This window comes from Mobiluncus curtisii subsp. curtisii ATCC 35241, from assembly GCF_000146285.1.
Classification (GTDB): Bacteria; Actinomycetota; Actinomycetes; order Actinomycetales; family Actinomycetaceae; genus Mobiluncus; species Mobiluncus curtisii.
On sequence record NZ_GL385912.1, the window covers coordinates 1,490,514 to 1,511,968 of the forward strand.

The window sequence follows — 21,455 nt, forward strand, 5'->3', positions numbered from 1 at the left end:
CCTGTAGCAGCCCATTATTCGAAATCCACAATATGCATACCGAGACTTGACTGGTTGTCCCGCATGTAATCCAGAAGGTCGATGGTGTTTCGGGCCTCAGTCTCGGCGATGTCATCGGAAATATCTATGTCCGGCATTCGCCATTCGCCCCAGCGCATATCGAAAGCACGCTGTAATCGCGCTTCACCTTGGAAGTAACGTATGTCTTCTACGATGATTTCCGCTTCATTGATGTCAAGATTGTTTTCAATCTTCAGTACGGCTTTTTTGGAGGGGATAAGCATCCCTGTTTGCGTTTCTTTGGGCTTTACAAGGTAAAACACGCCAGCTGAATCCGAATTTGCGGAACCGAAGTAATGCTTGAGTTCCGGATAATTTAGACCGATTCGGGAATAAATCCTCGCCAGGCTGCCATCTTCTAACCGCATTGCCAGGAATGTGCGGAACGGCATCGTGGGCTCAATTCCTTGAATCCCGTTTCCCTCGTAGCCTGCCATCCGCATCCGGACACGCTTAAAGTGATTCAGACGCATTGGTTCGACATCAAGGTGTTCGCATACGCGGGTATAGAAGTAGGGCCTTGCTATAGAATGCGCCACATCGCCTTCAGCGGGGGCATTGAGCAAGGGGTAAACCTCGAATTCCACTTGAGAGTCCGGAATGTCATTCAGAAAAGCAGCAATTTCCTGCGCGTTATGAAAATCCTCCACATTTGATTTGAACGTCCAGCTATCATCGATACCGTTTTCCGTCCGTTCGCATTGCTGCATGGGAAACGGCAGGTTCGCCCATGGTGCGGCCTTATAGTCTTCCTCCCAAACCTCCTCGCGACGCTCATGCGCATCCGCTTCAACCAGATTTATCCAAATCATTTCAAGTGGGCCAATGTATTGATCCTCGCCATCAGGGTTGTGTGCCAGACTGTCCGGATTCCAATACTCTACGGCTTCGCCGTCCTGCCGAACCTTGGCCAAAATGCATCCCGCTTTGAGCGCAACAATGGAAACTGTTATGTGCCCATCAACATACGGGTCAACCCTCATGGTGGCAACAAACTCGGCGAACGCATCAGGTTCCGAATGTGGAGTTTGTGCCACAAAGTCGGATGCCTTCAGTTTTCCGTGCGACTGCGTCAGGTTAGGGTCACCGCCACAGAACTCTATGAGTTCGGCAAAACTCTTTCCTGCGCACATGGCGTCGTAATCCGCCTGGCTGGCGGCGGTAGTCAGGTCAGCCAAGGAAACCGTGTCCTGCTGTGAATCCAAATCAAAGGGCGGGGCCACCTCCGGCTTGTTGTCCAGATTGACCTTGCCTGCCTTTGATTTACAGGTTTTTCGTTGTCCTGTCTTATTCTTGTCTTCATCGCTCATGATTGCTTACCTCCATATTCCTGTGCATAATCGCGTCGATTTGCTCTTCATCTAAGCGACCTAGCTGCGCCCGTATTGATGCCCAAATGAACGGAAATCACACCGTCGTAGTCTTCCCCTTTCGCTTGTGCCGTTCTTTAGTCAGCAAATGTCCCCACTGCAGTGCTGAATTCTTTGGCTCGAACCACTACCTCGTGGGTTTCCTCTCAGTAGGAGTTTTCACGCAGGGCAAGTGCCAGGATTTTGCCGCGCCGACGCCACTCCGGGGTCAAAGCCGACATGTCATCATCGATGAACAATGCCAGGCGTTCAAAACCCCCAGCCGTCAGGGGGCGTCCTCGAAACGGCTTTATCCCCCGACGCAAACGTTGACGCTCCACATCATCCACCACCCAAGAGCGCCCGACCTTTTGTGCCAGCAAGGTTCCTACCTCAGCCCGCAGGCGTACCGCTCGCGGGCTTATCCCCGCTAGAGACGCATACTCAGCAACAGACATCATGTTATAATCCTTCCGATTCCGGTATAGTAATACCACGAACGCGCTTCTCTATCCCCAATCTTCCGGGACCTTTGCGTCATCTGGCTCATCAACTATGTCGATGATTTCGATGTTGTCTGCGGGGTCTTTGGCTCCGTCGCAATCCAGGCCAAGCAGGGTTGGTTCATCGGGGACTTCGGGCATTTGGTAGTAATACTTATGGTAGTGGCCGTGGATGACCAGACGCGGGTGGGTGGCCGTCATGATGCGACCGAGCTTTTGGCGGTTCGCGGCCAGGGAACGCATGACCTCGAAGCTGGTCCATTCGGGTTTCCCCAGAGTGGCGAATGGATTGTGCTTGAGGGCAGGGCAATCGTGCGCAACCAGCACATTGATGCCCTTCCACGCGCTGGCGCGTTCCACGTCCGTGTCCGTCAACGCCTCATCGAGCCACCAGTCCAGACCCGGGGTACGCATATCTCGGTCTATTGAAGCCGCACCACCGACCATCAACCAACGCCGCCAATCCCGGCTTGCTTCTGGGAACTCCAGCAGCGAGCCGCGAGGCATGTAGGTTATGCGGTTCCAGGAGGGCAAAGGGCTGTCGAGTTTTTCATAGTCTTGGCTTTGTTTTTTGAGTACGGAGTGGTCATCATGGTTGCCGTCAATGAAAACCATCTGCAGCCCGTTTTCGGCCAGAAGATCATTCATGGGGGTGAGGAAACCATCCGGAACATTGTCCCAGTTCGGGAAAAATCCCAGGTCGCCCACGTGCACCACCAGTTCGATGTTTTGGGTGGCGATGTGGTTCAGGGCGAACTCCATCCAGCCCACGTTGGCGTGCCAGTCCCCGCACACGGCCAGGCGTTTCACCCCGGTCGCGACCACGCGCCGGTCCCCAGGGTATTCCAGTATTGCGTTCGTTGCCTTGCTCACGGCTCAGCCCTCCTTACCGTAGTCATAGATGCTGCCGGTCTTGAAAGTCGGTAGGGTATGCCCCGACCAGACACCAGGATGTAGCACGCCAGAGCATTGGTCAGGACGCATTCCCGCCATCTCTGCCGCTTCCTCCAAGTGCTGACCAGCAAGCTCGACCATTTCCTCGACGATTTTCTGGGCCTCATCGCTGTCGAGACCATACGACTCGGCGCATCCAATGAGTATGTCAAGGTTGGATGCGCGTTCCCCGTTGGGCCCGTATTGGATTCTTCCTTCCGATTTTGCGAACACAAACTCTATGTCGCCAACCTGGACGGTTTCTCTGTCCCAGCCCTGCCGCGTAACTATGATTCTTTCCATCACTACCCCCTCCTTTTGCTTTTCAAGTGCTTTGTAATCAATTCCAGTTGCTTGTTATCCGCCCCGATCTCAAGGCGTGCCGCATCAAAAGCCGCGCCTATTGTGTCGTTGACTTTTTCGACCCCCTGCTTGACCATGCTCCAGTCCGCGTCGGTCACCTCGGATACAGCTCTCCAGTCAGACATCTCTACCTCCTGAAAGTCCGATTGTCCACCCACCGACATGGAAAGGTTCGGCCCGTATTCCGGGTAGGCAGCCATGGAAATCAGATCGTAGGCCGGTGCCAAGTGATGTCCGTCCTTGTCAATCAAAAAGCCCCAATTTTTGGCGTGCGCATCCGTGTTACCTATCGCCGCAAAGAACGCCAGCCGCAGCCACGCCTCGACCTCACTCCCCGGGTCCAGGCGACGAATCGTCTGCATCAGCTCAGGGATGGCGATGTCGTACTTCAAGAAGCGGGCCTTCCCCAGGGCTTGTAGCAAATCCTCTTGATGCAGACGTGCGACCGTTCCGTCCGCGCCACGCACCCGGTCGTAGCGTTTCGCAACAAACGTGCGGGTGCCACCAAATTGTTCCAGGGACGTTTCGACAGCATCCAGGCCGACACGGCGTGCCGTCAGCGAGACAACATGTTCAACATAATCCAGGTTACGGGTCCGCTTGATGGGGGGCTTGAAGATGTGCGTGCTGGGCACATTCCACGCCGGAATATACCATCGCCCGTTGGCCCCCAAGGAGTAGGTTGTCTTCGGGAAGCTTCCCGACAGGCAGGCCGAGAAATAATCTGGACCACAAATCTTGTCACGAATTCTGCGCAGATGCTCACCAATGTTAGCCTTCGTGGCTATGCGTGGCTTCTGCCCCAGTTCCGGGTGGGTCTGCTTTCGGAAGAAAGAAAACGCCCCCGCAGTATCCTTACCGATTACCTCTAAGGCCCTATCAGCATAAAAGGTGGCATGAAACGCTAAGGCCAAAACCTTGTATTCGATGTTTTCCGGGGTAAGCCCCATGAACCAATTCATGGACCTACCCTGAATGTCCTTAATCTTGCCGTTACGCAAGGGAATCGAGGCAGACACAGGGAAAGCACCCTCCCAGTCCAACCATTCCTGCTTATACCGGAACTGGCCGCTCAGCCAGCCGACCTGACAGTCGCCAAAATACACGTTAGTCATGGTCCGTTCCTTTTCCTTTTAGGCATCCTCACGGTTGAATACCAACTCCAAGTATTCCTTTTCCCACGGAACAGGGGTATACCCCCACTCGTCGTAGTAGGCATCGTCACCTTTGAATGCGTAATCGAAGTACTCTTGCAAGTCAGCAAATTCCAATGCTTCAGGGCAAAATTTGAGAAGCTCTTCGCGGTAGTCGCTCAAAGGGTAAACATCGATTTCTTCTGTTTCACTCATTTCAGATTCCTTTCTGTGAGCTTTGAGTCGGGATCGTCCCGTCTCTGAACAACATCGTGTGGGGATTTTCTGATGGTTTTTTTGGTCAATCATTTTCCCCACACCTATATACGTGTGGGGGAGCATCCTTTTTCTCCGTTGATTTTTAAGTTTTCCCCGCGATTTCAAGGATTTGATGCCAAAAGTTTGTCCTGACATTTTTATACACCTTTCGCATTCCGTTTCATCTTTTTACGACTTCAAGGAGGCAATCGCCTCCTATTTTCTTTTGCGATTGCTATACTTTCCGTCGCTGGAACCACTATGACACCACCCCCAGGGGCGAAATTTTGAAAGTTTTATAGAGCTGCTCGAGAGTCATGCAGGTTTTCGGGCTAAAGGCCATTTGAAGTGTAATGGTTGGACTAGTTCTGGGCGGTAGCGCTGGCGTTGCGGGGGTTGCGGGAGGTCTGATACTAGGCGTATTGATAACTCGGCTAAAGAGTTGCAGGTTACTTGAACAGGTGAATTACTATCGTTTTTCGGGATACTGGTAACCATGGCGCAAACTACTTGAAACGGGAGAACGCACCGATAGTTTCATTACTGGATGCGAATCGTCGAGCCTTGCCAATGGTCGATGAGCCAGCGGTCGTGACTGGCGATAATCAAGGTTCCTTTCCAGCTGCTCAGCGCATCTTCCAAGGCCTGCATACTGTCGAGGTCGAGGAAATTGGTCGGCTCGTCGATGATGAGGATGGTAGGGGTTGAGGCTAGGGCTAGGGCGATTTGTGAGCGGCGCTGGTTGCCCGCAGACAGTTCGGGGATTGGGGTTGTCCACATTGCGGGGTGCAGGATTCCTTTCCCGGCTTCGCCGATTCCCCCTCTCCAGACTTCGGTGGTGAATCCAAAATCACGGACTTTCGGTAAATGTTGGGGCACCAGGCTAATCGCTTTGTCGCGCGTGATGGTTCCGCTTGCCGAGGCGTCAGCAGGGGGTTGTCCAGAGCATATCCAGTTCAAGAGCGTGGATTTCCCCGACCCGTTAGCGCCGGTGACCAGCAGGTGTTCGCCATAAACGACATCGAAACTGATTGGCGCGAGGCGCTGTTCCACGCTTGCCTGCCTTGCAGATACCGCCACCCCGGTACGCTCGGCAGGCTGGGCAAACGCGAAGGACAATTCATAGTTACGGGGTTTGCGTACTTCTCGCGCCGCTAAGGTGTCTAAGCGCTGGTCGTCGTTTCGTATCCGACGTGTGGCGGTCGCGGCGGCACGGTCGGCAAAATACTTCTTTGCTTTGCCTTCAGCGCTGGCAAGACGCACACCTCCGCGAGAGATTTTTCCTGCCGCCTGCCGATGCCTCCGCACTTTACGCGTTTCGGCTTGCTGGGCAGCGTGCAGTTCCACATACTTGGTGCGGGCACGGGCTTTTTCAGCCAGATAGTCGGAGTAACCCCCAGTGCAACGGTAAAGACCTGCGGTTTCGCCCACCCCTTCGGCCTTCGCCAAGGCATTGAACACCTCCACGTCCATATCGTAAATCACCGTGGCGGTGTCCTCTATGAAGGCCCGATCGTGGCTGGCCATCAGGACCGGACCGCCCCAGCTATTGACCGTTTGTGTCAGAAAACTGAGTGCCTGAGCGTCGAGATGGTTGGTAGGTTCGTCCAAAATCAATACTGCCGGTTTCAAGATGAGGGTCGCCGCTAATTGCAGGCGGCCGCGTTGACCGGGAGACAACCGGGACAGCTCCCGGTTCCGCCCCGACCTTGTGAAAGATATCAAACTGAGCCCGGCCAGCACTTCGGCTACCCGAGCATCGAGCGACCAAATATCAAAACTCGTCATCTGGGCCAGCAGCTGGTCATACTCTCGCTCCCACTCGCCAAGCGCGGCGCCCTCGCCGATTCGCACAGTTACCTCTGCGAACTGGCCAGCTATGGTCCGCAGTGGACACAGCGCGGCGTCGAGGTAGTCGCCGACGCTACCATCAAACTGTTCGATGCTGGGAACCCGGAAGCTCTCCGATTCGGTTCCCTCGACTTTGCCCTGCTGTGCCGACAGGTCGCCCGAAGCGATACGCAGCAGTGTAGTTTTGCCACACCCGTTGGGTCCGACCAGGCAGGCGCGTTCACCGTCGCTGACGTGCAAAGTGACATCATTGAGCACCGGGACGGTCGCATAGGAAAAAGAAATATTAACGAGGTTGATGGCAGGCATAGTAATCTCCAGGACGCAAGAATTAACGGGAAGCGTCTCAGCCAGGCTGAGTAGAGATTACCTGGTCATCGGAAGATATCTCCTCGATAGAAGGGGTGGGCGAAGGACCAGCTCCAATTTTAGCTCATTGCTTTCGTGCCAGCTACTGTTTTTTAGGTGCCGGCGTCCCTGTCACAAGGGCGGTTTTGTCGCGTTTTAAGTTGCGGGCGCGGTGGTGATGGGCGGTTGTTGGCTGGACGTGCTCGAGGTGTTTTTGCGTTGAGATATGGGCGGTGGTAGTCCCGAAATCGCCTGTGTGGATGCATAGAATGTTTTGTGGTGGCTGTGTGGTTCTATGGGAAACGCACAACTCGGCGGCTTTTTAGGCTCTCGATACCTCGTGAGGGTGAATCGTTAAAGACGCGAAAAGATAGAAATAGGAAAGACACGGCAATGACTTCTGAGCAATACCCCGGTTTCCCTCCCGATGGTGCCCCCAACGGCGTTCCGCCGCAGACACCCAACGGAGTCCCGCCGCAGGCTTCTGGGCCGGCGCCCTCCACTTTCTCAAACCAGCCGGCGGCACTCCAGAATCAACCGACAGCGCCAAATGAGCCGGTCTATCAGGCGCCTTCGGGATACGTGGTTGCGAATGGGCAGTTGGCGGCTGCCCCGGCGACTAAGTCGCGCCGAGGGCTGGTAATTGGTATTTTGGCTGTCTCGCTGGTTCTGGTGTTGGCGGTGGTGCTTTTTATCCTGTTGTTTACTGGGGTTCTTTCCTTGCCCGGTGGCTCTAAGGCAGCGGGTGGGTCTGCGAGTGCGTCTCCAGACGATGTTATCTCCGGGCTGACCCAGTCCGAGAAAGAACCGGAACTCATAGACATGGGCAATGATCTCGGCAAGTTTTACGCCTTTATTGGGGACACACTGCTGGCTACGGACGGAGATGAGGTCTGGGCGTTTAGTCTCAAGTCGCAGAAAGAGGTCTGGCGCAGTGATGACGCTATCAAGGCGCTGAACTGTGACTCAGAGTATGATGCTTTGTTTGCCTATCAGGCTGAATCGAACTCTAACTTGGCACTGATGAGCTGCTCTTCCGATACAACAACCCACTATGCCGTGATTTCTGCCAAGGACGGCAAAGTTGTTACCAAGAAAGAACTGAATCTCGATGAAGTCAGTTCTTTCATGGAGATACTAAAGGATGGTGGCCTCGTGACCTGCGAGAACAGCGAGCTTACCCGCTACGAAGGCGTGGCCAGTGCCAAAGAGAAACTATGGAGCCAGCCGGTGGAGGACTGTGGGTACGGTGTTCGGGAATATGATTCCGGGTGGCTCAGGATGACATGGGAGGGTGAAGACTGGGGTCAGCTGTTTAACTTGCGGGATGGCTCGCAACCTGCAGGGGCACAGACTTTCATCGATTCGATTGAGAATCTGGAGGAAGATTCCTATTCGTTCACACCGTTAGCAAAAGGCAACTTTGCCGTTGAGTACTACACAGAAACAGGCGGGGACACCTCTGTGGAACATGCGGTTATAGTGGACGCACAAGGCACGCCGCTTTCCCAGACTTATGACAACGCATTTTTCTCGATTACAGACGATGAACGGGTGGTATTGGCGATTTCCTACGAGTTTACAGACGACTACAAATTGAAGAAGTCCACGCGTCTGGATCCTGCGAACGGTCAGGAACTGTGGACCAATGAGGATGCCGCAATCGGCTGTGCCTTAGGAGCGGATAAACAGTTCATTTGGGGGTGGAACTTCCTCTGCGGCGGTGGCGGAGCCCCGGAGGGTAACAAGGGGCTGTTGCTTGATACCAATACCGGCAAATCCGTGCCGATGGGGGATCTTAGAAATGTCCAAGATGTCCACCGTACCGATAATGGTTTCATTCTCGAGACTTGCAATTACGAAAATGCGGAAATAAAGCTCACATCCTTTGCCTGGAAGGATGGAGAATTTGTGAGACTGTGGAGCCAGGAATACAAAAATATTCCTTATTTCACCGAATATCAGCATCGGCTTTATGCCACTTCTCCGGGGGATGGCAACGGAATCGGGGGCTACCTCGGATACAAATAGGAACACTAAGCGCGAGTCAGTCGGTGCTCCCTACTAGCTAGCCCCCTGGGGGCGCTAGTGTTCGCTAGGTGTCTCGGGGTCAGGGGATGCCACGGCATCTTTTGGGGTTTTCGGGTGGCGTTTATCGAGGTAGTGCGCGGCGCAGGAAGCGATGACGAGCAGGCTGAAAAGATTCCATGCAAACGCGGCAAAGCCGGAAAGCGGCTCGTTTTCCTGAGATGTCAAAAATGCGATTCCGAGAAGCACAGCCAGCAACACGTCAACTACGTAAACCCATGATTGGTTTACATTCACGGTTTGTTTCCCTGCCAGAACGCTTGCCATTATCAGTATCACGAAAGAAAAGACTGCCCACCACCGAGGGATGACCGGCTCTCCCAAAACCTTAAACAGAACAGCCGACGTGGCAATACCGAGAACGACAATGATTGCGAGCGTGGCGAACCGCGACACTTTGCTACGCTGATTAGCTAGTTCCTTCATAGGTGGCATTTTCTCACTTCGATTTCTATCAATCAAGAGGGTATGGTCCGGGAGTCTGTGGGGGCTGCCGCAGCAGGGTGGGGCGGGACGTTTAAGGTGCAGTGCCACTGGCGGTGCCGTCAAACCAGATTATGATGGTTTTGAAGGGCAAATTCTTTAACATTAATATCGCATTTCTACTGTTCAAAGCAATTTAGGGAGCGATTTTAGGTCAATCTGACCTTATTTGTTAAGTCAAAGTGATTTTTTTTATATGCCATGGTATTGACGTGTGTGTATCGCTAGCAATACTATGGCACGAAAAAAAGAATCACGGATTATGACCACGAGCGTTCAGGGAAGGATTGCAATGGCTTCTATGCGAACAAAGCGTCTGGCAAGTTTTGTGCTGGCACCGTGCATAGTGCTAACTGCCTTGGCTTTTACCTTGCCTGCACTGACGGTTGCCGAGAACGCGGCGGCGGCGACTGGGCAATCCGCGAAGCCTAACACCGGACCGATTGGGACAGACAACGATCCCTGGCCACAGTCCTTTCCCCGGGACACGGACATGAGCCAAGTGTCAAAAATGAAGCAGGGACGTATCGCGCTGGTTTTTGATTTTGATCCGCGCTACACCTGGGAGACCATGGGCGGAAACCGGATACCTCAGGGCAGGAATCAAAAAACCACGCGTAACTTCGACCAGTCCGAACAGATTAAAAAATATCTGAAAAACTTGGAGGGCGCCCCGGTACAGGTGGGGATATACACTTTTGACCGTTTTGACCGTACTGACAGGTACCAAAACGTAGCCTGGGCAAACACCCCGGATTTGCCCGCGACATCACTGGAAAACAAAGATGGCTTCGACAAAGTGATGGCGAAACTGGACTCCTTGGATGCCACCGACGGTACGGGAAGGCGTAAAGGGGATGGCACCGCTGCTGACGACGTGTCCAACCAGGAGCAGGGATTGCAAAAGGTACTGAACGATATGGATAAGTACCACTACACGGACGTGTTCCTCTTTACCGTGGGTATGCCAAACAAATGTGGGGTACACGATGGGGGATGTCCGGACGTCATAAAAAACCTCACCGAGGATCAAAAGAAATTCCTAAAGAAATCTGGTGCGCTTAAGGATGATGGCACCTCAGCTATCACCGAGCCGCATCGGTGGACGTACAAGAGCGACCCTGCAATTGCAGCCGCGGTGAAAGCCTACGAAATTCAGAAAAAAGGTGCCAAGCTGCGCCTCATGCATATGTACGTCAACTGGGGAATCAACGACCGCGCTTTTCAGTATGCGGGGTACATGCTGGGTGAAAAATCGAAGGCACCATTGTCCCCGGTCCGCTGGGAGCCGAAGACCATGTTAAGTTGAATATCCCTGAGAGCATCAAAGACCAGTGGGTGACCATTCGTCACGCCGGGAATTTGGGGCTATACCACAGCGATAGAAGCATGATAGATGGGAGATATGACGGTAAAAAGATTGTGGAGGCGTGTAACAATTGGCACGGCTTGGGGACGCTTGACCTTCCCAAAAGAGATGGCTTTGCCCAAGATATTAAGCTCGGTGGAAACAATGGAAACCAATATTGTAACCACGTGCGTGATGGTAAGTTCGGTAAAACTGTGGTGGACTGGTTACAGAAGGCTCAAGGTCTAGCGGTAATTAATGACCAGGTTGACCAAGATTTACGCTTTATCAAGCCCAACGCGAATCGACAATTTAGCATCAAAGTTGCGGGCGGCAACGATACCTCCGTGAAAACCGCCGCGGACGGCTTCTTTGATCATGATGGTGCGGATGGTCAGGTCACAGAAGTTAAGTTTACCCAACCCTCGCCCCGCGAGCAGATTACGCCTTTCAAAGGCACGGATCATAAACTGCATAATGCCCGCTGCCATGGGTGGAACGCGGGGAAAAAACCGGAGACGTTCTATCCTGAAGACATTAATGACCCAAATGGTATCCCTATTGGTTTTAAATTCACGGATGAACAGCTAAATGTGAGCCGCGCCGGATATCAGCTAGCTAAGTGTGCGGTGTATTCCCGTCCTTTCCAGGAAGTAGAGATTGTCAAGCGTGCCATCACTGCTAAAGACGACCCGATAAATACTGTGCTGGGTCCGGGGAAAGTAAAAGAAAACAATCAAGTGGTGACTAAGCCGGGAGCGAAATACGAATTCGCGTGGAAATGCGTTGATCCCCTGAACCATGATGTCAACAAAGTGATTTCTTCCAGTGAGGGAATTCCCGCAGGTAAACGTACTCTGGAGATAAAAGGAAAGGTCAACAACCTCTACGAATGGGAACCCCTGGGAATCGGCAAAACTATAACTGAGAACAATCAGCCAAAGTCGATGCTGCCTGTAGGAGCCAAGTGTGAGGTTACAGAAAAGATTAAACTGCCCGCAGGCTATTACGCAGACGAGCGAGAAAACGCGGCAAAGGCTAACCAACTCTATACCTCAGAAAATCGTGTGGAGGGACGTAACTATCAGATAGAGATCCCCGCTAACGCCTCGGACCAGGAAAAGCAACACCCCGGGAGCGTAGGTCAGGCGCAAAACAAGGATAAACAAGCAACCGGGGGTCACACTTTTGGTGCCACTATCCGTTATGAACAAGGCAGTATTACCGCTTCTGGGGTTTCTCCGATTTCCCAACTGGTTTCCACGACTACTTACCGTTCCCGCAAGGCAGGAATTCATTTCACCCTGAAATTAGATAATCCCGAGAACGATCCTGCCTACGACACGGTTTTGGCTAAAGAAAAAGCTAAAACCGCACGTAATGGCGTAACTCTGGTGCCGGTTTACTACAACTGCCGGTTTATGCCCGACCCGAAGAAACCCTTGGAATTACCGGAAACTAATCAGGGCTACATTCCTACCCCGGTGCAAAGTGGGTGGATGTATGTTCCCGTCAAGCAAGGGGAAGCCACCGGCGAAGCCTACATCGGTTACCAAGGAGTTAACGAGCGAGGTGAACTGCCGAAACAGGGCGGTCAGGAAGTCAAGGTTCCGACCTGGCCGGTAGGAACACACTGCCTGTTTTCTACGGTGGCGCCTCCGGAGGCTGAACAGCAAAGCACGGGACGTCCGCTCGATTTGCCCGGTTTCACCAGTACTGAGAAATACTCCTCTACCGTATGCGCGGGTCATGACTATCAACCCGGTGACGGAGAAATTGAGTGCGGTAAAAACTATTTCTGGGTCGGCAGTGATAGAGAGCACACCATCAAATTAACCCAAGAATTTTATCGTCAACATGGACAATTGGAAGTTTCCAAAGTTTTGAAAGGCTCGGCGATTAGCCAGGGTCTCGCCACGCCTTACGAAATGAAGTTAGGTTGCCAGCAGGAACGGGTGAAATTACCTGTAAATGATAACGGTCTCACCCGTGGCAATGATGGTTCCTACACCTTCACCGTGAAGCCCGGAGAGCCACGAACGATACAGGGAGTACCCGCAGCGGCTAACTGTCAGCTGAGCGAGACTAATTCCAATAAAACCAAGATACGTAATGTTACAGTCACGATTCCTCGGACTCAGGAAATAGCTCCGCTGAAAGATTTGTCGAAGCCCCATCAGGTTGAGGTGGAAAACACCCTGGAGTACACGCCGGGAAGCCTGAAAATTACCCACAAAGGCACATATGACAATAACCTGACCTCCGCGATGCAAGAACAAATTCAGAACCAAAATCGCAATATAGAGCTTCGTTGTACTGATTTGGATGGCAAAGTTACTACCCAGTCCGTGCAGTTGCATCCGGGAGACACATCTGTGATACCGAACCTATCCGCGGGTTCCAAATGTGTTGTCAGCGCCGATACCAGTGGATTTAGTGTGCAAACCCAGGATGACCCGAATGCGGGACCATCGGAGCATTACATACAGGTGGCATCAAAACCGGTGGAAGTCACGATTAACCCAGGCAGTAATGAGAGCACCGTCGAATCTTCGTTTTCGCATCTCACTGCCGGGGAACTCACTATATTTTCGCGAGTAAAGCAGTGGCCGGCTTACGGTGCGGTAAGAGGGAAACTGCCACGGAATGTTTCTGCGGAGATAACCTGTGGAAGTCAAAGTTATTGGACTAAAACGTTAGATTTGGACATGACGGTACCGTCTACCATTAGTGGTACGAATTTGCCGGAAAACACTGCATGTAAGCTGCACGTAAAGGTGTTCAATACTTGGCCCACCGAGATTGAGGGCACGACCGAGTTCAAAGCTGGTGCCGGAAACAAGCTGACGGCAGCCAATTCACCCGCTGAAGAGTTCGATTTCACAACCCCGCGTTCCAATCAGACGGGTACTTCTCTGGTGCTGGCTCATAGCTTCCGCGAGGCTCAATCCACGGCGAAATTCCGCCTCGATACACCCCAGATGTGGACCAGCGCAGACGAAAATGCCAATACCGGAGTGAAGGTGCCTGATTCCTGGAAAGCGGCCCTTTTGAAAGGCATGAGCGCAGTGCCTAATGAAGTAACCTGCAAACTGGGCAACGATACTGTTTCTCGACCCGTAAATCTCGACCCCCAGGGCAACTTCGCACAGACTCAGGTGCCTCGTGGCTGGAAGTGTCAAGCGGCAGTCAGCCCAAGACTTCTAAAAATTGCGGGTACCGACCTCAAAGAGTCGAAATGGAGCCCGAGCGGTCCTGCCGGCGCAACTGCGAAAAATTTTGATGCGAAAGTGGCAGGCGCTGACCCGCAGGCTCCCGTGACATTGGACTGGACCGCAGGTGATGAATTTTCGGCAACGCTGAGTAATACATACCGTGTCCAATTGGCATCCTTTAATGTTAAAAAGAAAGTCGGTGGCGAGGGCGTCGGCGCGATTCCAGCGGAATACCAGTTTAAGATTCATTATTCGTGCACATTGAATGGTGAAACTATAGATCTTCCCGCGCCGGCTAACATTAACGATAAAACAGCTGAAGCCTACGAAGTGGTCAATGGCAACAACAGTGCCTGGGACGCAGCCGCACACCTCAAGAAAGACCTCGAAAAGCGTTTCAGCGGTACTTTGCAGACCGAAAAAACCGGTGACATCGTGCGGTTCCAGCAGGGTGAATGGCATCCTATCGACGCCCTACTAGCCGGTGCGGTCTGCACAGTTTACGAGGACGCCGCCGCTAAAGTCGATTCTTCGCGTCTGGATAATTATTGGGAGCTTGCCGCTGGCTATCGCGGTCGTGAACCCGCTGCCAAGTGCGAGGCTGATTCGAAAAAGTGTACTCCGACCTCGGAAACTAATAATGACGGTTTGGGCGGGGCAAAGGTATTTTTGCCTACAGACACATCGTCTCAGGCTAATAGTTTCTATAAAGATAAACAGAATGCTACAAACGACCACGGAATTCCTTTGAATCCCCAGGTTCCACAAAAATTCCCGGAAAACTTCGCCGGTACGGTAGTGGCGTGGAACAACTACACCTTTGATAAGGCGAAGAAACTGCGTTTGACAATGAAGCTGGAGGGAAACGGTAAAGAATTGCTCGCCGGACAAACTCTGCACACGCGGTTGTATTGTCAACCTCCTGCTATGCGTGACCAAAACAAGAGACTGGTAGCTTCCCAGTCCACGAAGGGTCGCAACGTGATTAACGCAGATCTGGAATTCAAGGTGACTCCGGACGCACTGAGGTTGGGTCGCATAGATGCCACCAGTGATGTCAAATTACCGGTGAATTATAAGTGCGTTATCGCGCAAAAGATGTTCTCTTTGGGTGATGGTCTGGCTACCATCCGACTCAGTGCAGACAGCGGTCCGGACAGTATCCAGCCACAATCCAGCGCCCCAGCAGATTTAGGCACGGGAACAACAGGCAGCACGCCAGTAAAAAGTAATTCTGCCACCACAGAGCAACTCCAGGAATTCTTTACTTCCCGCGACGATCCCGACGCTACTGGAAAGAAAATCGAGTTTAAGGAATATACGGCAGACGATAGGAATCTGTTCCAAGGGGCAGATGAAAACTATATTGCGGCTTTCCAGATGCCCGCAAAACTCCAGGAAGGTGCCACTGTCGGTTTCACTTTGACAAATCTGTTGTCCCGACCGGGTGTGGACTTTACGGTAGCGCACCAGCTCATCGACAATGTCAGCGGTTACTACAACTTGGGCGGGAAGCTAAACGATGCTCACGCGCTTAGCTATAAACTCGCATATGAATGCCAGGATCAGTACCTGAAGGAAAAATACCAGGACGGCGGAACAGAGAAAACTCGCCCGCTTACCTATCAGGGAGAAGTTGCGCTGGGCGTGAACCGAGAGGTTCAGCTTTTCGCAGCCGCAGACCCGAATGCCGCCAGTAGTGGCACAGCGGGCTCCGGGCAGCCTAAATTTATTCCTGCCAGCTCGAGTTGCGCATTTTGGTTAAACAATGCGGGGAACGATCCAATAGCCGGATATCCGGCAGTGCAGCTGTTGACCAGCAGCATGGTGCAGGGCGATGCCAAGTTGGCAGGTCGTTTCCGTAACCAACGTAAGTCTGCCGAGCGCGATCCCGGTCAGCTCAAAGCCAAACCGATAGTTTTTGAAAAAGATCCTAGTGCGACAGCTAACTCGGGAAATTCTGGTGCCACCGCGCCGAACGGCGTCGCTTCGGGGAATAGCAGTCAGCCGGCAAACCCTGCTAAAGCGGGAGAAAAAGCCACACCGTTGAAAGCGAAACTCACCTTTGATACTTGGTACTTTACAGAACGCCAGGAGCTGAGCCTGAGCACCTATACTTACGGGGCAAAAGCCGATGAGGCAATCGCGCCGGGCACTAAGTTTACCTACGAATACACCTGCAATTATCCCCAACTTCCGGGAATGACTTTCGATGGGGCAACGCGCAAGCTCGAAGGCATAAGTCTGGGTGACCGGGTCAGTCTGGGGCAGGATACCAGTGAGCCCTGCGATAGAGCTCCGTCCGGCGGGGGGACAGCTGTGTCTAGCCAGCCAGGAGGACCTGCCCCCGCTCCCAAACAGTGTGTTAAACGAGTAGTACCCGCGGAACCTCATGCACCGTCACCGGACACCAACCGAGTCGCCCGGCAGCACAGAACTATCTGAATGTGGTGACTAACCAGGTAACCAACCAACCGGACTTGTGGAATATAGATAAAAACGGTCAACCCAAGGGTAAACCTAGAATTACCAGCAAGACTGTAGAAAAAATTGTTAAACAAACCGGTGCCGATGGCAGCTTTACCGTCCAATTAGGTGGTCAGACCAACGGTAAAGACAATCCGTTAGACGTGATTATTGGTCATATTGTCTATATGCACGGGGCAGAAATTTATGTGCGCCGAGTTGACGACCAACACCATCCGGTAAAGGACGCGAAGTTTGACTTGTACACACAGCCAGTCAGCGCAGTCACCGCTGGCACAAGTCCCGCCGCGAAGTCTCAGGTTTCGTTTACGCCGGATTTGGACTCATCTGGACAGGCTTCGGGCTGGTACCGTGCCATCCTCGCTCCCGGAACGTATTGGGTCGGTACCACTAACACCGGGGCTAACGGAGCTGAACTGCTGTGGCAGCGCTATCAATTCGATGTCAGTATCGCCGATAAGAAAAACGGTAAAAATCTGAATCCCGAATTCGACACCGTGGTGACTCTGTCTGAAAAGAGCCAGCATAGCGGCTTGGTGACATTGAGCAAACGAGAACTGACGACGACCCCAGGCAGCACCGCCGGTAGTACGCCCAGTTCATCAAGTAACCCCACCCCGTCCAGCTCACCCAATGCCACGGAGCCATACACTTCCAGCCAAGACCTCAATTCGCTGAATGCAACAGACTTCGTGAAATGGGATTTAGAGATTGGTGACATTCGATTTGGGACCCTGCCGCTCACCGGAGGCAAGCTGCCGTGGATGCTGGGTAGCGCCGGAATGCTGATGGGGGCGGCAGTGATACTGATGTGGCGGTTACCCAGACGCGAGGACTTTACTTCAGGAAAGGAAGCCTAGGGAACCGGCATGAGGATTCAACGTAGCAAAACCGAGACAAACATAACAACATATGGATATACGGGAGGGATTGACATGCGAAACGCAAAAGAAGGTGTTTCACGAATAATGGGTCTGGGGATAGCCCTGGTGTTGGCAGCCGTGTTTTCAATGCTCATATGGGTGCCGCAGGGACACGCAGACGGCACCACGGTAGATATGAACAAAACGGGGTCTATCACGGTGCACTCAGTGGAGGGTGATACCGGTGTCCCCGCTACTGGCGCGGAAGTCAACAATCTTACTAACCAAATAATTAATGGTTCGGAATTCAAGCTGACCAAGGACTCTACAGACGTCAGCACCTTAGCTGGTATGCAGGCAGCCGCTGGGGTGACAACTAAGAATTTCACCGCTGACACCCACTTTAGAGCGAAAAACTGCACCACCCAGACCAACGGCTCATGCAAATTTGAACCTTTGACCCCCGGTGTGTACAAGTTGGAACAGATCAAGGCGCCGACAGGTAAACAGACTGCCGCTCCGGCTATCGTAGTGCTACCACTGACCAACCCCACAGGCACTGGCTTCATGTATGACATTCACGTCTATCCAAAGAACGCCACCATCGGCAGCATCAAAAAAGTAAACGCCACGCCCGCCGACACCCTGCTGAAAGAGGGCGCGGAAATGACCTTTAAGATTACCGTCCCGATTCCCAAACATAACGCCGATACAAAGAAATTCACTGCATTTACCGTTACGGATGAACCCGATTCCGGTTTGACGGTAGCGGAAAGCGGCATTACGTCCGTAGTCCTGGGGACTGAAACCCTGACTTTAGGCACTCACTACACGGTATCGAAAACGAATAAGAATGTTAAGGTAACGTTTGTTGGTGACGGGTTGACTAAGCTCAGTGGGAGCACGGAAAGTGAGCTGATTGTAAATGTGAAAGGCACAGTCACTAACATAGCCAATGATAAGGTCGTTAAAAACAAGGCTGCCTACGCTTACAAACTCGCAGACGGCACGAATAACACTGGTGGGAAAGACCCCAACGGCAACGATCCCGGTTCAGAGGGTGTGGAAACTAAGGACGATGATTCCTCCCAGACCACCTTTGGATATGTACAGATTAAGAACACCGACGGAACCACCAACGCACTGACGGGTGGCAAGTTTAAGGTTGGCAAGTGTGCTGCGGATGGTAAGTCCGTGGTAGCCGGTCAGGAAGTTGCTACGGATGCCACCACAGCTGCTCAGGTTGGTCCGATTGGCCCGCTAGCTAAACTGTGCGTCGAGCAAACCACGGCACCTACTGGCTATGCCTTGAACCCCGAAGCCACTGCCATCGAATTCACCGCTGAGAAAATCAAGAGCGCTAACAATAAACCGCTGGAAGCCCTGGTTAAAAACACCAGTAATAACGACTTCCTTAGCAAGCTCCCTCTGACAGGTGGTCCGGGCGTAATTGCTCTGCTGAGCGCAGGAGCAGTGTTGATGTTGGTTGCCGTAGCGCTGATGTCGCGTAAACGTCACCAGGATTAAGGCACATTTAGTCAGGAGAACGTGATGAAACTGATGGGACGGTGGCTCGCAGCTTTGGCGCTATGCCTGGTGGTTACCATAGTGAACCCCGCGGGAGCGTTAGGGGTCACGCGTGCCACCGCCCCAATTCACCCCTTCACAGGGGATGGCGACCCTGCCAGTTTATTTAACGCGCACGTTGCCGCCCCCACAGGTACCGGCACCCTGACACTCGTCCGAGAGGCAGGTAACCCCTATAACGATGAGACACCGCCCAGCGTGCAAGGAGTGGCATTCAAGGTCGCGAAAGTCACAGGCGTTACTTTGGCTACGGCTCAATCCTGGCAAGACATTAAGAGTCTCACCCCAGAAAAAGTCGCCGATAAATTAGACTCGCCGGTCACGCAGTCAACTGACTCTAACGGCAGGGCGGTCTTTGACCACCTCAGCGTGGGACTGTACTTGATTAGCCAAGAACAGGAACATGCTTCTGGAAAAATCGCGCCTTTCCTAATCACCGTGCCGGTAGCGGATAAAACCCGACACTCGTGGAACTATCGACTGGTGATTAACCCGAAACCGCAACCTCGTACCCCAACCGGTTCGACATCCGGTTCGGGAACCGGTCCATACGTTTCGGGAGAAGTCTCAAAAGATACAACGCCGACCCCCACCCCTAGTGAATCTAAATCCCCGACTCCGACAGCGAATCCAAATCCTGGTGGCGGAAATAAAACCTATTCCGCAAATAAAGACCATAACAAACAGGAACCGCCGGTAAAATCCGTGTGGTTGCGTGCCCCGAATGGTGACCTGATTTTAGTTGCGCCCGATGGGACGATAATGGCGAGACTGCCCGCAACCGGGGTGATTGTCGCACAGGTTGGCGGAATGGCCCTGTTTCTCATAGGTGTCGGGATGTGGATTTTGCTGCGGACGAAACGCCGCCAAGAGAGCCAGGATGCTGCCAGTGCCGAGGCATTACACAAGTAAAAAATCGAATCGTCAGATTTCCCGCCTGGTGCCGCTATTGTTTGCCCTGGCGGGAATCGCCTTGTTTATGTACCCCGTAGTGGCAACACAGTGGAACAACTACCGGCAAAACCAGATTACGACTTATTATGCCCGGCAAGTCCAGGAACCACAGCGTTTGGAAGCTCTGGAGGCATCCGTGGCGGCAGCTCGGCGCTACAACGAGGAAACCCCCGGCGCGCCGATTCTGGATCCCTGGCTTTCCCGCGTGTCACAAACCAATAATCCCTACCAGGAGTATTTGGAACAACTGAACGTGATGGAACAAATGGGGCAGCTAATTATTCCGAAAATTCGTGTGAATTTGCCGATTTATCACGGCACCGAACCAAAAACTCTGGAACGGGGGATTGGACATCTTTACGGCTCATCACTGCCGGTAGGAGGGGCGGGGACGCACGCCGTGTTGACCGGACACACCGGTCTGACCAACGCCACTTTGCTCGATCACCTGGAACAAATGCGAGTCGGAGACGCTTTTTATCTGAATGTGGCAGGGCTGCACATGAAATATCGTGTGGTATCCGTAGTCGTGGTGGAGCCAACCGAGATAGGAACCCTGAAAAGGCAAGACGGACGGGACTTGGTGACACTGATTACCTGTACTCCTTATGGGATTAATTCCCACCGTCTGTTGGTGACAGGGGAACGCACCGCGCTGGACAAAAATGAAGAGAATGCTTTTAACAGCGGCTTTATGCTGACCTGGTCGTGGTGGATGGTGGCTGCCTTAGTTGCATCGACGCTGATGGCATTGCTGACCCTGTGGTGGTGGCGGCGCGGCAAAGGGCGACGCCGCAAAGAAAAACACCCGCGAAAGCAGGGAATAAAGCACGCGAAAGCACGGTAATGCGATGCTCCATTCAATCGATGCGACTATTTCCCGATTGAGAATTCACCGTGGCCAGGGCAGATTGACACCGCGGGCACTAATCAGCGAGTCTGTAATCGGTGAGTGTGAGCCGGGGCGTCACTCGTGGGGTAACCACGCACGGTGTGGTTTACCTGGGGTGAAAATGATTTTCCGCTAGGGTGTAACCATGACTGTGAAAATTGTTCCTAAACTGTTTCTGCTCACTGGCGCGGCGGCGTTGACCCTGAGCTTGAGCGCGTGCTCCACCCAGGCCAAAGAACAGGCCGCTAGCCAAAGCCCGACCGCGTCCAACTCTGCCACCCCCACTCCCGAAGAACCCAAGTCCACCCCGGCTGCTGTCGTCGAGGGCGACCGTCCCCAGGTGGTCGGTTCCGGAGCTGACACCGCGGTAGGATTCCCCAAGGATATGCCCGCCCCGGAACAGAACACCGCGTGGGTCGTCCAGGAGGGGACAGGCGCGGTGGTCAGTGAGACTGATACCGTCACCGCTAACTATGTGGGACAAGTGTGGGGCCAGGGTAATATCTTCGATTCTTCCTTTGCCCGCGGAAAAGCCACATCGTTTAGCTTGCAGCAGGTGATTCCTGGTTGGACCAAGGGTTTGGCAGGGCAAAAGGTCGGGGCAAAAGTTATCCTCGGGATTCCTTCTGAAATGGCTTACGGTCAACAGGGGAACCCGCCCGTCATTCCGCCAAACTCGCCTTTGGCTTTTTACGTGGAAATCGTTGATTCTAAGCCTGCTTCCTAGAGACGATAGCTCA

The 21,455-nt window shown here is 53.0% G+C and carries 17 protein-coding genes; 8 read left to right on the forward strand and 9 right to left on the reverse strand.

All coding sequences use genetic code 11. The annotated features are described in order from the left end of the window. Positions 1-14: 14 nt before the first annotated feature. The 7 genes from HMPREF0574_RS06550 to HMPREF0574_RS06580 form a co-directional block, all read right to left on the reverse strand. The gene (locus HMPREF0574_RS06550; RefSeq protein ID WP_004007932.1) at positions 15-1,370 is read right to left on the reverse strand and encodes a hypothetical protein; all 1,356 of its coding nucleotides are present in this window, start codon (positions 1,368-1,370) and stop codon (positions 15-17) included. 206 nt (positions 1,371-1,576) lie between these two features. After that, on the reverse strand, positions 1,577-1,870 hold the full coding sequence (locus HMPREF0574_RS06555; RefSeq protein ID WP_004007933.1) for a hypothetical protein: 294 nt from the start codon (positions 1,868-1,870) through the stop codon (positions 1,577-1,579). A 48-nt stretch (positions 1,871-1,918) separates the two neighbouring features. Beyond that, positions 1,919-2,785 (reverse strand): metallophosphoesterase family protein, encoded by an 867-nt coding sequence (locus HMPREF0574_RS06560; RefSeq protein WP_004007934.1) that lies wholly within the window; start codon positions 2,783-2,785, stop codon positions 1,919-1,921. Positions 2,786-2,788: 3 nt separating this feature from the next. Continuing rightward, entirely contained in the window at positions 2,789-3,148 is a 360-nt protein-coding gene (locus tag HMPREF0574_RS06565; RefSeq protein ID WP_004007935.1) for a hypothetical protein, read from the reverse strand. 2 nt (positions 3,149-3,150) lie between these two features. Further along, on the reverse strand, positions 3,151-4,323 hold the full coding sequence (locus HMPREF0574_RS06570; protein ID WP_004007936.1) for a HipA domain-containing protein: 1,173 nt from the start codon (positions 4,321-4,323) through the stop codon (positions 3,151-3,153). 18 nt (positions 4,324-4,341) lie between these two features. Then, positions 4,342-4,557, reverse strand: a complete 216-nt coding sequence (locus HMPREF0574_RS06575; RefSeq protein ID WP_004007937.1) for a hypothetical protein — start codon at positions 4,555-4,557, stop codon at positions 4,342-4,344. 582 nt (positions 4,558-5,139) lie between these two features. After that, positions 5,140-6,759, reverse strand: a complete 1,620-nt coding sequence (locus HMPREF0574_RS06580; RefSeq protein WP_004007939.1) for an ABC-F family ATP-binding cassette domain-containing protein — start codon at positions 6,757-6,759, stop codon at positions 5,140-5,142. A 432-nt stretch (positions 6,760-7,191) separates the two neighbouring features. Between HMPREF0574_RS06580 and HMPREF0574_RS06585 the strand changes: the two genes are divergently transcribed. Continuing rightward, on the forward strand, positions 7,192-8,829 hold the full coding sequence (locus HMPREF0574_RS06585; protein ID WP_004007940.1) for a hypothetical protein: 1,638 nt from the start codon (positions 7,192-7,194) through the stop codon (positions 8,827-8,829). A 54-nt stretch (positions 8,830-8,883) separates the two neighbouring features. Here HMPREF0574_RS06585 and HMPREF0574_RS06590 read toward each other — a convergent pair whose 3' ends face one another. Then, positions 8,884-9,321, reverse strand: a complete 438-nt coding sequence (locus HMPREF0574_RS06590; protein ID WP_236585953.1) for a hypothetical protein — start codon at positions 9,319-9,321, stop codon at positions 8,884-8,886. A gap of 340 nt (positions 9,322-9,661) precedes the next feature. Here HMPREF0574_RS06590 and HMPREF0574_RS09840 point away from each other — a divergent pair, with 340 nt between their 5' ends. After that, positions 9,662-10,678: a hypothetical protein gene (locus HMPREF0574_RS09840; RefSeq protein ID WP_236585952.1), complete on the forward strand. Its 1,017-nt coding sequence runs from the start codon at positions 9,662-9,664 to the stop codon at positions 10,676-10,678. A 59-nt stretch (positions 10,679-10,737) separates the two neighbouring features. Here the strand turns inward: HMPREF0574_RS09840 and HMPREF0574_RS09845 are convergent, their stop codons facing one another. Continuing rightward, a complete protein-coding gene (locus HMPREF0574_RS09845) occupies positions 10,738-10,905 on the reverse strand; it encodes a hypothetical protein (RefSeq protein ID WP_236585951.1) in 168 nt (55 codons plus the stop codon). Here HMPREF0574_RS09845 and HMPREF0574_RS06595 point away from each other — a divergent pair, their 5' ends adjacent. From HMPREF0574_RS06595 to HMPREF0574_RS06615, 6 genes are all read left to right on the forward strand, one after another. Further along, positions 10,906-16,377: a DUF5979 domain-containing protein gene (locus HMPREF0574_RS06595; protein WP_236585950.1), complete on the forward strand. Its 5,472-nt coding sequence runs from the start codon at positions 10,906-10,908 to the stop codon at positions 16,375-16,377. A gap of 2 nt (positions 16,378-16,379) precedes the next feature. Next, positions 16,380-17,279: a hypothetical protein gene (locus tag HMPREF0574_RS09850; protein WP_004007944.1), complete on the forward strand. Its 900-nt coding sequence runs from the start codon at positions 16,380-16,382 to the stop codon at positions 17,277-17,279. A 75-nt stretch (positions 17,280-17,354) separates the two neighbouring features. After that, positions 17,355-18,809, forward strand: a complete 1,455-nt coding sequence (locus HMPREF0574_RS06600) for a SpaH/EbpB family LPXTG-anchored major pilin (protein ID WP_036324948.1) — start codon at positions 17,355-17,357, stop codon at positions 18,807-18,809. A gap of 24 nt (positions 18,810-18,833) precedes the next feature. Continuing rightward, entirely contained in the window at positions 18,834-19,781 is a 948-nt protein-coding gene (locus tag HMPREF0574_RS06605) for a pilin N-terminal domain-containing protein (RefSeq protein ID WP_004007946.1), read from the forward strand. Next, positions 19,750-20,670, forward strand: a complete 921-nt coding sequence (locus HMPREF0574_RS06610; RefSeq protein ID WP_050748352.1) for a class C sortase — start codon at positions 19,750-19,752, stop codon at positions 20,668-20,670. The genes HMPREF0574_RS06605 and HMPREF0574_RS06610 overlap by 32 nt, the downstream gene beginning before the upstream one ends. A 190-nt stretch (positions 20,671-20,860) precedes the next feature. Beyond that, the gene (locus tag HMPREF0574_RS06615; protein WP_004007948.1) at positions 20,861-21,442 is read left to right on the forward strand and encodes an FKBP-type peptidyl-prolyl cis-trans isomerase; all 582 of its coding nucleotides are present in this window, start codon (positions 20,861-20,863) and stop codon (positions 21,440-21,442) included. Positions 21,443-21,455: the final 13 nt, after the last annotated feature.

What these genes read in the sequence shown, in the direction of transcription:
- HMPREF0574_RS06610 (WP_050748352.1), top strand. Translation starts at nt 19,750, where the DNA reads ATGCTGCCAGTGCCGAGGCATTACACAAGTAAAAAATCGAATCGTCAG.
- HMPREF0574_RS06570 (WP_004007936.1), bottom strand. Translation starts at nt 4,323, where the DNA reads ATGACTAACGTGTATTTTGGCGACTGTCAGGTCGGCTGGCTGAGCGGC.
- HMPREF0574_RS06575 (WP_004007937.1), bottom strand. Translation starts at nt 4,557, where the DNA reads ATGAGTGAAACAGAAGAAATCGATGTTTACCCTTTGAGCGACTACCGC.
- HMPREF0574_RS06600 (WP_036324948.1), top strand. Translation starts at nt 17,355, where the DNA reads ATGCGAAACGCAAAAGAAGGTGTTTCACGAATAATGGGTCTGGGGATA.
- HMPREF0574_RS06585 (WP_004007940.1), top strand. Translation starts at nt 7,192, where the DNA reads ATGACTTCTGAGCAATACCCCGGTTTCCCTCCCGATGGTGCCCCCAAC.
- HMPREF0574_RS06565 (WP_004007935.1), bottom strand. Translation starts at nt 3,148, where the DNA reads ATGGAAAGAATCATAGTTACGCGGCAGGGCTGGGACAGAGAAACCGTC.
- HMPREF0574_RS06615 (WP_004007948.1), top strand. Translation starts at nt 20,861, where the DNA reads ATGACTGTGAAAATTGTTCCTAAACTGTTTCTGCTCACTGGCGCGGCG.
- HMPREF0574_RS06605 (WP_004007946.1), top strand. Translation starts at nt 18,834, where the DNA reads ATGAAACTGATGGGACGGTGGCTCGCAGCTTTGGCGCTATGCCTGGTG.
- HMPREF0574_RS06590 (WP_236585953.1), bottom strand. Translation starts at nt 9,321, where the DNA reads ATGCCACCTATGAAGGAACTAGCTAATCAGCGTAGCAAAGTGTCGCGG.
- HMPREF0574_RS06555 (WP_004007933.1), bottom strand. Translation starts at nt 1,870, where the DNA reads ATGATGTCTGTTGCTGAGTATGCGTCTCTAGCGGGGATAAGCCCGCGA.
- HMPREF0574_RS09840 (WP_236585952.1), top strand. Translation starts at nt 9,662, where the DNA reads ATGGCTTCTATGCGAACAAAGCGTCTGGCAAGTTTTGTGCTGGCACCG.
- HMPREF0574_RS06550 (WP_004007932.1), bottom strand. Translation starts at nt 1,370, where the DNA reads ATGAGCGATGAAGACAAGAATAAGACAGGACAACGAAAAACCTGTAAA.
- HMPREF0574_RS06580 (WP_004007939.1), bottom strand. Translation starts at nt 6,759, where the DNA reads ATGCCTGCCATCAACCTCGTTAATATTTCTTTTTCCTATGCGACCGTC.